A 13,151-nucleotide genomic window follows, 5' to 3' on the forward strand; every position below is an offset into this window, starting at 1 on the left:
GCATGCTCTTTGCCGACCATACAATTTTAAAGGTAAGAATCGTAGTCATGAATAATTTAACATTTAAAAAGACGCATCTGGCGAGTACATTGGCATTGTTAATGGGCACAAGTTGGATTGGAGTCAGTCAAGCCGAGGAAACACAACAAGCTGCGCCGCAAGACGTTGAAGTAATTGAAGTCAGTGGTGTTCGTGGCAGTTTAATTAAATCGATGGATTTAAAACGTGCAACTTTTGGTGTTATGGACGCCATTTCTGCTGAAGAAATGGGTAAATTTCCCGATACCAACTTAGCTGAGTCGCTACAGCGCATCACGGGCGTGTCGGTAAGTCGTAATAATGGTGAAGGCAGTCAAATCACTGTTCGTGGTTTTGGGCCGAGCTTTAACTTAATTACGCTTAATGGTCGTCAAATGCCAGGTACGGGTAATAGTCGATCGTACAGCCTTGAAAATTTATCGTCTGAAGGTGTGAGCACCTTAGAAGTCTATAAAACGGCCCGTGCTGAAATGCCTACAGGGGGCTTAGGTGCAACGGTTAACATTGTCACTTTAAAACCGCTTAATAAATCAGGCCAGCATTACTCTGTCTCGGCCAAAGGCATTAACGATAGCTCAAACGAAAAAGGCAGTGATATCACGCCAGAGCTTGCCGCTGTGTATAGCAATACTTTTGCTGATGACCGTTTTGGGGTATCTGTTTCGCTTTCGCACCAAGAGCGTGACTTTCAACGTCAAGAAGCCAATATTCAAGGTTGGCAAGCAAATGTTGCTTTACCTGATTTAGATGAATCAAAAGTGATTGATCCCCGCGGCGTGGATGCCGATGGCAAGCGCATTGGTAATCACTTTTTTCCAAAAGATATGAATTACTCTATCAACGATGTGCAGCGTGAGCGCACCAATGCACAAGTCACTTTTCAGTACAAACCAATCGATGGTCTTGTTGCAACATTAGATTTTACCGGCTCAAAAGCTATTACAGGCCAAGAAACAACAGGTTGGGGTATTTGGAATGAGTTCGGTAGCAATATAAATGCCTACGAACTCGATGAAAATGGTACTGCTTTATTTGCTGATATTGGTGGTAATGATGGTTCGTTCACCGCGAGTAAAAATACCACTGAAGTCGAAGCCCGCTCGGTCGGTTTTAACTTAGACTGGGAAATTAACTCAATCTGGAAAGTGGCGGTCGATTATCACGATTCAAACAATAAAACCGATAATGGTGCTGACAAAGGGTTAGGCAGTGATGGCCAAGTTATTTTAGGTTCTGATCAGCTCATCTCAAAAATCTATGATTACCGCATGGGTGACGTTCCACATGCAATGATCAACTGGCGCAACGGTACAAATGTACTAAGCCCAGGTGAAATTGACTCAAACTTTAGTCAATTTATTCATAGCCCAGGTGAATCAGACATTCAGCAGTTACAAGTTGATGCGCGCTGGTATAACGAGATTATTGATATTCCATTGGTTTCAGTAAAATTTGGTGGTTCGCGAACAGAACAAACGATGGGCGGATTAACCGCATGGAGTGGTTTGCGCGGCGGCCCAGGTTTTAATCCAGCTTACCCTCAAATTTTCCCAGACGGCATGTTTGAATTACATAATACCAATAATTTGCTTGATCAATTTACTGGTGGTGGTTCATCACTTAACCCAAATTATTACTACAGCTTTGATTTTGATGAAGCCGTAGCCAGACAACTGGCCTTCTTAACCCAAGATGTGATGGGTTCAGATGTCTATTCAATTAACCCTTATTTTGATGGCATTGATAGTCAAAGTTCAGTGACAGAAAATACCACCGCGGTTTATATTCAAACCGAATGGGATTTTAAAGTGGCTGATTACCAAGTACAGGTAAATGCGGGTTTACGCTATGAAGAAACGGATGTGACCAGCACTGTGCGTCAACGTGTAGAACGTCAAGTCAACTGGGAAAGTGCCTCAGAATGGATCATGCAATATGAGCAAGGTGGTAAAGATAATTTCTTAAGCCAAGAAGGTAAACACGATGTCTTGTTACCTATGATTGATGTCAAAGTTGATGTCACAGATGATGTTGTGGCAAGAGCATCATGGGGTAAAACGATTTCACGTGCACCGCTGGGTGATTTAGCGGGCGGGCGTAGTTTAACTGGCAGCCCAAAACCAGGTTCCCGTGTGGGTAGTCAAGGCAATACCAATTTACTGCCTTTTGAATCAACTAACTTAGATTTCACGGTTGAGTATTATTATGGCGAAGGCAGTTACGCAGCCATTGGGTACTTCAAAAAAGACGTTGATAACTTTATTCAAACATCCATCACGCAAACAACCATTGATGGCTTAAACGATATCTTTAATGGCCCGCGTTATTTGCAAGCCATTGCCGATATTGAAGCGCGTGGCGACCAAGCCACCAGTACCGCCATTTTTGATCAAATGTTGGTAAATGGTAACGGTAATGCAGAGGGTAAAATTGAGCCAAATTCAAACGACCCATTAATGGTATGGAATATCAGCCAGCCTACGAATACCGATAGTAAGTCGGTTGATGGGATTGAAATGGCCGTGCAACACTTATTTGGTGAAAGTGGTTTTGGTTTAGGCATTAATGCCACGTTTGTTGATGGCGATGTAAAATTTGACGTCAATAGTTTAGTGCAACAAGCGCCATTAACAGGCTTAAGTGATTCGGCTAACTTCCAAGCTTTTTATGAAAAAGAGGGTCTGTCAGTTAAATTGACTTACGCATGGCGTGATGAGTATTTAATTGGTGTGGGTCAAGCGCAGGGCAGTGCCGATGCACCACCACAATTTGCAAAAAGTTTTGGCCAGTGGGATATGAGTGTTAACTACGATGTAAACGAAAACCTAACGGTATTCTTTGAAGGGGTAAACCTTAACAATGAAACTGAGCAAGGTTATGGCCGTTATGAAGAGCAATTTTTGTTTGCGCGTCAATATGGTCCACGCTACGCCATTGGTGCACGTTTTAGCTTTTAACTAGGTAGGAATGGTTAGAATAAAGTTTTAAAATTTACAGTTTATTCCTTGAATTAAAAGCCGCTTCGTGCGGCTTTTTTATTGATGATCATATGAGTTGGTTTAAGCCCAATAGGATTTTTCAGAGATAACTTTTTAATCAATCTCTATTAAGTGGTGGCTAAACGCGAGTAACAATTTTTTGCTTAAAGATTTATTGATTAAACTTGGATCTGACAAAAAATTTTCATTCATTGGCTCGTTTGAAACATCAACCACAGCCATAGCCCATGCACCAAAATTACGTTGCTCGATTGGATTTAAAATAAGCGCTTTAATGTCTGTGTGGCGCGGGTCTTGTTTAATTTTATCAAAGAGCGCTAAAACGCTTTCTTTTTCGCCTTCTAATACTTGTATAAATTTAGTTTTATCAAAAAGTAACATTCCCGTTATTTGTTTGGCTGTGTTATTGCGCATGCATATCAGCTTGAGCTCGTTGATCTCTGTAGCAGTAATATCTCTTTTGGCATCACTGGTATAAATAAATTCAATTAGCATAAGGCACTTATATAAACTCTTTTTCATTAAGTGTAGTTAAATAGCTTAAATAATCGATTTCTATTTAATACATTTTATAGCGTGATAAAAACGATTGCGTATCGAATCTTAGTTCAGGCTTAAATTCAGATTTCAAACAATGAATTGATACTTTTTTCCGACTTGTAGCTGGTGGCTTGTTACAGCATGAGTGAGTTATAAACGATGTAACGAGTTGACTTAAACAGAACTGTATAATTATTCACTTTTTTCATAATCATGCTTATAAAAGTATACTGCGTGAGTCTAGGCGGTGATTCATCTTTGAACACCACTGAATGAAACCAGTTATTATTCGATAACGAGTTTTTATTTCGCGTCTCATATTGTTCTTTTTACAGGTATTTTATTGTTTTTAAATTTAAACTTATTATTTATCAATTGGTTAAGGTTGGATCGTGAAGTGGCGCTGTATTGTGTTCATGCACATTTTAAAAGAGGTTATCAGTTTAATTGTTTTTATATGTTAATAGCGATTTGTTTTTTTTAATAAATATACGAAACAAATTCGTCTCTTTATTAACAAACTACAAATAATAAAAGTATTTCATGTTGCTTTTTAATTGAGCGTTTTTGTTTTTTATTGGCCGAATACGTATTAATTTTAATCACATTAAGAGAATTTAATTCAAAAAAACTGCATTTAAATCTAGTAAAAAATAATTTTAATGTAATATATCTACCCCCTATTCAAGGGTCTTTTAATCAATGTCATTAGCATTTAAAAGTTAACAAGTTCGTATACTTAATTTAACACTTGTTGTTTATTCGAGGTTTTATGTTACAAAAATCGTCACTTGCCCGCGCTATTCAATTAGGTCTAGCCTCTTTAACGTTAGCCGCAGCCACCACCAGTACAGTTTCTTTTGCCGCAGAAACACAAGTCAATATTGAGCGTGTTCAAGTAACAGGCTCTCGCATTCTTCGTGAAGGTGCGATTGCACCATCGCCAGTGACTTCAATTAGTGGTAAAGAACTATTGGCCACAGGTGCAATGAATTTAGGTGAAGCACTTAATGAATTACCTGCGCTAGCTAATACTTATTCGCTTGCTAACTCGGGTAATTACATTGGTACAGCGGGTTTAAGTTTACTTGATTTACGTGGTATGGGTGCAAACCGTACGCTTGTTTTAGTTGATGGTAAGCGCCACGTATCAAGTAGCGCAGGTTCGGCGTCAGTTGATACCAATACAATTCCAACAGCGTGGGTTGAGTCGGTTGAAATCATTACCGGTGGTGCATCGGCCGTGTATGGCGCTGATGCAGTGACAGGTGTGGTTAACTTTCGTTTGAAAAAAGACATCACGGGTTTAGACGTGAGTGTGACCGGCGGTAAAGCAGAAGATAGCCCATATAAAAATCATAAATTCAGTTTCTCTTATGGTTCAGATTATGCTGATGGCCGTGGTAATGCGGCTGTGGCTTTTGAATTTTCAGGCCAAAATTCAATTAATGCAACAGATCGCGACCAAACGCGCACGCCATATATGGCAGTTAAAAACCCAGCCAATAAAGATTCAAAAGATGAAAATGGCAATACCATTCATGATGGCATTGCAGATCGCATCACTGTGGCAAACACCGGTTGGTATGATAGCTCAATCGCGGGTAATTTTTATTTGGTAGAAGAGACAGGCCTAAACTGGTATATCTTTAATCCAGATGGTTCAGTACGCCCACAAAACCTTGGCACAACGTATGGTGAATGGGGTCGTTGTACTAATTGTGAAATTTTAAATTTAGTTGAATACAGTGATTTACAGCCAGAATTTAAACGTTACAACGTCAATGTTAAAACTAACTACGACATTAACGACCAAGTATCTGTTTATGCTGATGCAAAATACGTTAATAGCCAAGGCGATAGTGTTGGCCAGCCATCATTTTTTGAGTATGGCTCAGCACTGAATATCAAAGAAGATAATGCCTATATCGATAGCAGTTTACGTGCATTGATGGAAAAAAATGGCTTAGATTCAATTGATATCCATCGTTTTAATAAAGATGCTGGTCGTCGTACTGAAAACAATGAACGCGAAACGATTCGTGTTGTGTCAGGCATTGAAGGTTTTATTAATGATGATTGGAGCTTTGAGGCGTATGGTTTACACGGCGAAACTACGCTCACTCAAACTAACTACAATAACTTAATTCATAAAAACTTTGCGCAAAGTATTGATGCTGTATTAGTTGATGGCCAAGCGGTGTGCCGTGATGCTGATGCGCGTGCGGCAGGTTGTGTACCAACCAGCATTTTTGGTTATGGTGCGGTAAACGACGCGGCTAAAGCGTGGTTTAATACTAGTTCAGTGTCTGAATCAACCATTAAACAAACGGTCTTTAATGCAAGTGTTGCCAATGGTAACTTGTTTGAATTGCCAGCAGGCTTTGTTGGTTTTGCAGCGGGTGCAGAATATCGTAAAGAGCAAAGTGATAGTGTGCCTGATGCGTTTGCTGCAACGGGTGCCACTTTCCTAAATGCCTTACAAGAAGAGCACGGCAAGTTTAACGTTAAAGAAGTGTTTGCTGAAGTAACAGTGCCATTATTAGTTGATCAATTTTTAATTCAAGATTTAGTGTTTGATTTTGCGATTCGCTATGCTGATTACAGCTCAATTGGTTCAGCAACGAGCTGGAAGGCTGGTCTTGATTGGACTATCAATGATGAAGTACGTGCCCGTAGTACGTATTCGATTGCATTACGTGCGCCAAACATTGGTGAGCTATTTGGTCCACAAAATCAAACTTATTTCCGCGTAAACGATCCATGTAGTGCGCAATATGCACAATCAGCCATTCGCGTTGCTAACTGTGCTGCACTAGGTATTGCTGCTGATTTTGACCCAACTGCAACGGCTTCAAGCATTGAGGGTTTAAGTGGTGGTAATCCAGATTTAAAACCTGAAGAGTCGACGAGCTTTACAGCCGGTTTAGTGTATGAGCCTGAGTTTTTAACGGGTTTTGTCGCGACTGTGGATTATTGGTCAATTGAAATTGATGATGCTATTTCATCGGTATCAGCGCAAAATATTTTAGATCGTTGTGTTGATGCATCAACGGGTATTGATAATCAATTTTGTAAACTTATCCAACGTGATGCAGATACTAAAGAACTGACATTGATCACTTCAATCAGCCAAAACGTTGCCGCTCAAACTGCACAAGGTGTTGATTTTGAATTCGGTTATGATTTTGATGTATTCGGTGGTGCATTTAAAACTAAGTTAATTGGTACTTATTTAAAATCACGTAAAACATTTTCATTCCAAAATAATCCAGAGGATTTTGAGCAAAATGCCGGTACTGTCGGTGAAGCTCAGTGGCAACATAATTTTAGTGTTGCGTATTCACGTGATAACTGGACAGGTACTTGGAAAACTCGCTATTTAAATGCAGTTGATTTATACAGCGCTCAAGACCTTATCACAAACCCAGATCCATCAGATATCATGTCTTATGGCAGTTATGTAGTTACTGACATCAGCGCAGGTTATACGTTTGATTCTAATGTAGCCGTTACTGTGGGGATTGATAACCTGTTTGATCGTGGTTTACCAGGAGTTACAAACGGGACTGGTGCAGGCACTGCAAGTTACGACAACATTGGTCGCTTTTTCTATACGCAAGTTGCGTATAGTTTCTAATGATTTGTTTTTAAATGTGAACTGTTAAGTTTATCAAAGCGGCCAAGTGTCGCTTTTTTTGTGCCTGTTGCTAAGTTTTGTTAGTCTTTGGCTCTTTACTCTAATAATAAGAAAATCATGATCTTATTTTTTATTTTTACAACGCTATTCGCGAGTGTGCATATATGGGCTGATCATAAAGCACACTGGCAACTTTGTTATATTTTTAAACCGCTCACAACGTTAAGTATTTTTGGTTTGGCGCTTAGTTTATTTAACCCCGCACAATCATTCGCAATATTGGTATTGATTGCCCTGAGCTTTTCATTATTGGGTGATATTTTTTTAATGCTTAAGTCAGACCGATTTTTAGCTGGCTTGCTGAGTTTTTTGTTCGCGCATGTGTGTTATATCGCCTGGTTAACCTCTATATCGACCATTACGATAGAATTGTTTTTTGTCATTCCTGTGTTGCTAATTGGTTCGATTTATATGTCACAAGTGTGGCCAAAAGCAGGGTCATTAAAATGGCCAGTGTTAGTGTATGGCTTGATGCTGCAACTGATGGTTATCGCAGCAAGTAGTGTTTATTTTTCAACATTTACAACTGCAGGGTGCATGGCATTAATGGGCGCTGTGCTTTTTATTTTTTCGGATTCCGTGCTGGGTTTTTCTCGTTTTGTAAAAAATTGGCGCTATTCCCATGCTGTGGTCTTGGTCAGTTATTATTTCGCTCAAACTTTATTGGCGTTGTCACTTTTGCCATACTAGGCAGTGTGTTTATCCGTTCAAACAATTATAGGAAAACAGTATGACTGTACAGCTAGTTGAGCATCCGCTGATTGCGCACAAAATGAGTTTGTTGCGCCATAGCGACATTAGTACGCGAGAGTTTCGCCAGCTCAGTAATGAAATATCAAGTTTATTAATCTATCAAGCGTGCCAAGATTTACCACTTGAAACTTATCAATACCAAGGTTGGAATGGCCCAATGACAGGCCAACGGATCAGCGGAAAAAAACTCACTGTCGTGCCCATTCTTCGAGCGGGTATTGGTATGCTCGATGGGGTACTTGAAGTGATCCCGAGTGCAAAAATAAGCGTGGTAGGCATTTACCGTAATGAAGAAACGCTAGAGCCTATTTCATATTTTGAAAAGTTAGTGCCTGATTTGGCGAAGCGCACAGCATTGATCATCGACCCAATGCTTGCAACGGCTGGCTCGCTTATTGCGACTATTGATCTACTCAAACAAGCCGGATGTACGCATATAAAAGCGTTGGTTCTAGTTGCAGCACCTGAAGGGATTAAAAAGGTAAGTGAAGCGCATCCTGATGTGGTGGTGCTAACGGCTGCCATAGACAGTCATTTAAATGAGCAAGGGTATATTATTCCGGGCTTAGGGGATGCAGGTGATAAAATATTTGGCACTAAGCATTTATAGTTAAAAGCTGTGATGTCTGATGTAAAGCAAAAAAGGGCATGAGCCCTTTTTTGTTGATTGAATTAATACTGATAACTTGCTTGTAAGCCAAGTGGAATACCCAGCGCCCAATAGGCGAGTAAAAAGCAGGTCCAGCCAATCAAGAACGCAATGGAATACGGCAACATCAGCGCAATTAAAGTACCAATACCCGTATCTTTTACATATTTTTGGCAATACACCACAACAAGCGGGAAGTAAGGCATTAATGGCGTGATAATGTTCGAGCTTGAGTCACCTACGCGATAAGCCGCTTGTGATAAATCGGGTGAAATCCCCAATTGCATTAGCATTGGCACAAAAATGGGGCCTAGTAATGCCCATTTTGCTGAACTTGAACCAACAAATAAGTTTACGAACGCTGTTAAGAAGATAATCCCAACGATAGTAACTGTGCTTGGTAATGCAAGGGCTTTTAATACCTCAGCGCCTTCGATTGCCAGTAACGCACCGAGATTTGACGTTGCAAATGCCGCAATAAATAACGCACAGAAAAACGCCATGACGATATAGTAAGACATTGAAGCCATTGATTTACTCATGGCGTTAATCATATCTTTACTGGTTTTAAAGCTACCTGTCACAAAACCATAGACTGCACCTGGGATCCAAAACAGTAAGAAGATGAGTGGCACAATAGATTGCATTAAAGGTGCGCTAAATTCAGTTAAAGACCCACTGTTGCTGCGAAGCGGTGAATCAGGTAATGACGAAGTGTAAGCAAGTAACGCAATACCGGCTAGCATCACGGACACTGCAATTTTAAAACCGCGCTTTTCAAGTGGAGTGGCTTCATCAAACGAAGGAAGTTCATTGGTATCGCCATCGACTTTGGTTTTAGATAAACGGGGTTCGATGATTTTATCTGTGATATACCAACCAAGAAGAACAATAAATAAGCTTGATGCTGAAGCAAAAAACCAGTTATTGAGTGGATTGACAATAATTTCAGGGTCGATAATACGCGCGGCACTTTGCGTAAAGCTTTGTAGTAACGGGTCGATACCTGATGGAATAAAATTGGCACCAAAGCCACCGCTGACGCCCGCAAAAGCAGCTGCAATACCTGCAAGAGGATGCCTACCCATCGCATAAAAGATAACACCCGCCAATGGAATAACTAAGACATAGCCTGCATCGGTTGCGGTATGGCTGACAATTGCAATTAAAATTATTGATGGGGTTAATAAAAACTTAGGGATACGTTTGAGCATTAATTTTAAGCTGGTATTGATAAAGCCAGAGTGTTCAGCAACACCGACACCCAGCATGGCAACTAGCACAACACCCAGTGGCGCAAACGTGGTAAACGTTTTCACCATTGATGATAAAAAGTGAGCAAGAGCATCACCACTTAACAAATTATGAATGACTATGGGGGCACCGGTACGTGGGTCGATAGCTTCAAACTGAGTGGTAGAAAATAAGGCTGATAAGACCCAAATAAGTAACATTGCCATTAAAAAAATAATGGCGGGGTCGGGCAGTGTATTACCGACACGTTCGATAGAGTTTAAAAATCGATTTACTAAACTCGGTTTTTGCTTGATTGAATTATCCATATCTAAATCCAAAATTTTATTTATCTGAATACTGACCGTTTTTAGGTAAAAACGAAACACTAACTAGATAAAAAGTATGATTGTTCGGTTAAAGTGCAGCGTAAATACCAAAATAAAGCACCCTAGCTGGTTTAAGGTGCTCTTGTGTAGCTAAATTAACAGAGGTTGGCTTAAAACTGTAGCTGCCATTTTTGTAATATTGCTTGATATTCACCGTTACTTTTAATGGTTTGTAAGGCCATGGCAAGTTGGTGATTGATTGCAGGATCGGAATTTAATGCCGTTGCGATAAATAAACCATGTGGAAAATCGGGTAAGGCTAATTTTTGCTCTATGGCAAAAGGCGATAAATTCGCACTTTTAAGTTCGCGCTCGAACGCGATATTGTTTGTGAGCACATAGTCGATGCGGTGTTTAAAAAGTTGATGCCACAAAGAATCAAAATTAACACTGAGCATTAAGTTTTTATTTTCAGCAAACCCATTATTTTTTAAAAATGTTTCGCTGTAATAACCTCGAATGGTGCCAAGGGTGAACACTTTGGCCTGCTCTAAGGTGGTGATTGTTTGCTTATTACTCTTTAGTCCCACTAAAAAAGCGGTCGATTTATAAGTTTGCCCAATCCAAGTGAATTGTTTTTCACGGTTTGGCGTGCGCAACAGTGAAAATAAGTAAGTGTTAGGCTCGTGTTGTGTTGAATGAAAGGCGCGAGCGAAGGGCATTAAAGTGATTTTCACTTTAAAAGGCGTGTGTTTGGCTAAGCTCTGAACCACATCAACTAACGCCCCTTTAGGCTGGTTATTAGGGTCATAAAAATGAAAAGTAGGCAGCTCTTCAGCGACGAAGTGAATTGTTTGAGAGGCGCTTAAGGGCCATGAAATAATAAGTAAAAAGCTTAAAATAATTCTCAAAAACAATCTGTATACTCCCTTCTTTAGAACTACACAATATTGTTAATTCAACCGTGGGGTCAAGCGTAAATTAATCGAGGCGTGATTAGTGAGCGATTAAATAATCTAAAAACAGGTTAATAAATCAACTTTGGCAGCTCCTTTAAAGGTTAACCGCGTACTTGCTATTGACGTTCAATCTGTTTTGTTAGTCCTGTCGCGTTGATGGCTAGAGGTTAATAACGTAGAGATTTACTTTCATAGGTTCAGTTGGTAAATCTCTTATCCTAAATTGGGCTTAAATAGTAAATTCCACTTTGGTTTCAAGTTTATTGAGGGCTAATTTAAGTGCCGCTGTACGGCTATTAACAAAGTTTTCATGTGGAATGAGCTCATCAACACGCAAGCGTTTAAGCTTGTCGTTAGCATCTTGATTCGGTGAATAAATAATAACTTGGCAATGTGCATCAATGGCATCTTTGATGGCGTTTTCGAGTGCCAATCCAACAGTGACATCAATCATCGGTACATCGCTTAAGTCTAGAATCATGACCTGATAACGTCTTACGCTGCTGTGCTGGCGGGCAATTGCTTTAGAAACACTAAAAATCATGGGGCCAGATAAGTAGAAAAATAACACTTGGCCATTGGCTTTATCGAGTAAACCGCGCTCTGTGGTAGTTAATGGCACATCATCGTCATCGGCATCGCTGATGGCTTTTACATTTTTTGCTTGTTCGCGACTTAAACGCTCAATCACTAAAATGTTAGAAATAAATACACCAAGACCTACCGCAACAATCAAATCAACAAATACCGTCAGTAGCATAACACCATACATTATAACGGTTTGAGGAATGCTGACTTTATGAGCGCGTTGTAAAAAGCTCCAATCTAAAATGTTAAGGCCGACATACACAGCGATTCCGGCAAGCACCGCCATAGGAATGGGCTCAGTTAAACTACCAGCAACAAAGACAACTAACATTAAAATGAGGGCGCGGATAATGCCGGATAACGGAGAACGTGCCCCGACTTGAATATTAACAACCGTGCCCATAGTTGCACCTGCACCGGGTAAGGCTCCAAATAAACCGGAAGTCATATTGGCAATACCTTGGCCAATAAGCTCTTTGTTAGAATCGTGTTCAGTGCGGGTTAAACTGTCGGCGATAACTGCTGTGAGTAATGTATCAATACACCCTAAGGTGCCAAGGACAAGCGCATCTATCAGCATTGTGGTCAGTAAATCCCACGTAAAAACAGGAAAAATTAAACTTGGAATCCCACTTGGAATTTCGCCAATGCGGCGAATAGAGTCGTGGTCAAACAGCATGATTGAAACGAGAGTAACGCATACTAAAGCTACAAGTTGTGGTGGGGCATAACGACGGTATTTTTTAGGTAGGTAAAATAAAATAGCGAGTGTCATTATCCCTAACAGTAATTCATCAAAATGAAGGTCAAAAATGAGTGCAGGTAAATGCGTGATCGTTCCAAGGACGCCGCCTGCCGGAGCCGCATGTCCTAGCAATGGGGCGAGTTGTAAAATAATGAGGATAACACCAATGCCCGACATAAAGCCTGAAATAACACTGTAGGGCATTAAGGTCACGTATTTGCCAAGTTTGAGTGTGCCAAGCAAAATCTGAAATGCACCGGCCATCATTACCACTGTAAAGGCAATTGCAGCACCTTGTGTGGGGTACTTTGCAACCATGGTGGTTAAAATAGCCGTCATGATCACTGTCATAGGGCCGGTTGGTTCAGAAATTAGAGAGGTTGAACCACCAAATAGCGCAGCAAATAAACCAACTAAAATTGCCCCCCAAATACCAGCTTCTGGACCTGCACCAGAGGCAACACCAAACGCCAGAGCTAACGGTAAAGAAATAATTGCAGTGGTGACACCGCCGAATAAATCGCCTTTAATACTTAACTTTGCAAACCGTTGAAATGACAATGTTCCTACCTCGAATAATAAAAGCGCCGGCATTTTAACACCGTTACTCGATGATG

General features: G+C 40.4%; 8 protein-coding genes. 4 read left to right on the top strand and 4 right to left on the bottom strand.

Features of this window, described 5'->3' with window-relative positions; genetic code table 11:
- Nucleotides 1-47 precede the first annotated feature (47 nt).
- Nucleotides 48-2,996 carry a TonB-dependent receptor gene (locus AC3KZC_RS07980; protein ID WP_490579236.1) on the top strand — a complete coding sequence of 983 codons (2,949 nt, stop codon included), beginning with the start codon at nucleotides 48-50 and terminating at the stop codon, nucleotides 2,994-2,996.
- Between the two features lie 135 nt (nucleotides 2,997-3,131).
- On the opposite strand, the gene AC3KZC_RS07985 is transcribed toward AC3KZC_RS07980, so the two are convergent.
- Nucleotides 3,132-3,533: a BLUF domain-containing protein gene (locus AC3KZC_RS07985; protein ID WP_490579235.1), complete on the bottom strand. Its 402-nt coding sequence runs from the start codon at nucleotides 3,531-3,533 to the stop codon at nucleotides 3,132-3,134.
- An 817-nt stretch (nucleotides 3,534-4,350) separates the two neighbouring features.
- Between AC3KZC_RS07985 and AC3KZC_RS07990 the strand changes: the two genes are divergently transcribed.
- The 3 genes from AC3KZC_RS07990 (at nucleotide 4,351) to upp (ending at nucleotide 8,641) form a co-directional block, all read left to right on the top strand.
- Entirely contained in the window at nucleotides 4,351-7,218 is a 2,868-nt protein-coding gene (locus tag AC3KZC_RS07990) for a TonB-dependent receptor (protein ID WP_490579234.1), read from the top strand.
- A 117-nt stretch (nucleotides 7,219-7,335) separates the two neighbouring features.
- Complete coding sequence (locus AC3KZC_RS07995; protein ID WP_490579233.1) at nucleotides 7,336-7,968, top strand: lysoplasmalogenase; 633 nt, start codon at nucleotides 7,336-7,338, stop codon at nucleotides 7,966-7,968.
- A gap of 40 nt (nucleotides 7,969-8,008) precedes the next feature.
- Nucleotides 8,009-8,641 carry a uracil phosphoribosyltransferase gene (gene upp, locus AC3KZC_RS08000; RefSeq protein WP_490579232.1) on the top strand — a complete coding sequence of 211 codons (633 nt, stop codon included), beginning with the start codon at nucleotides 8,009-8,011 and terminating at the stop codon, nucleotides 8,639-8,641.
- Nucleotides 8,642-8,703: 62 nt separating this feature from the next.
- Here upp and AC3KZC_RS08005 read toward each other — a convergent pair whose 3' ends face one another.
- The 3 genes from AC3KZC_RS08005 to AC3KZC_RS08015 all read right to left on the bottom strand — a co-directional run bounded on the left by AC3KZC_RS08005 (nucleotide 8,704) and on the right by AC3KZC_RS08015 (nucleotide 13,128).
- A complete protein-coding gene (locus AC3KZC_RS08005; protein WP_490579231.1) occupies nucleotides 8,704-10,242 on the bottom strand; it encodes an AbgT family transporter in 1,539 nt (512 codons plus the stop codon).
- 170 nt (nucleotides 10,243-10,412) lie between these two features.
- A complete protein-coding gene (locus AC3KZC_RS08010) occupies nucleotides 10,413-11,153 on the bottom strand; it encodes a substrate-binding periplasmic protein (RefSeq protein WP_490579230.1) in 741 nt (246 codons plus the stop codon).
- 277 nt (nucleotides 11,154-11,430) lie between these two features.
- Nucleotides 11,431-13,128 (bottom strand): SulP family inorganic anion transporter, encoded by a 1,698-nt coding sequence (locus AC3KZC_RS08015; protein ID WP_490579229.1) that lies wholly within the window; start codon nucleotides 13,126-13,128, stop codon nucleotides 11,431-11,433.
- Between the last annotated feature and the right edge of the window lie 23 nt (nucleotides 13,129-13,151).

Source organism: Pseudoalteromonas sp. J2K-J031 (assembly GCF_058197095.2).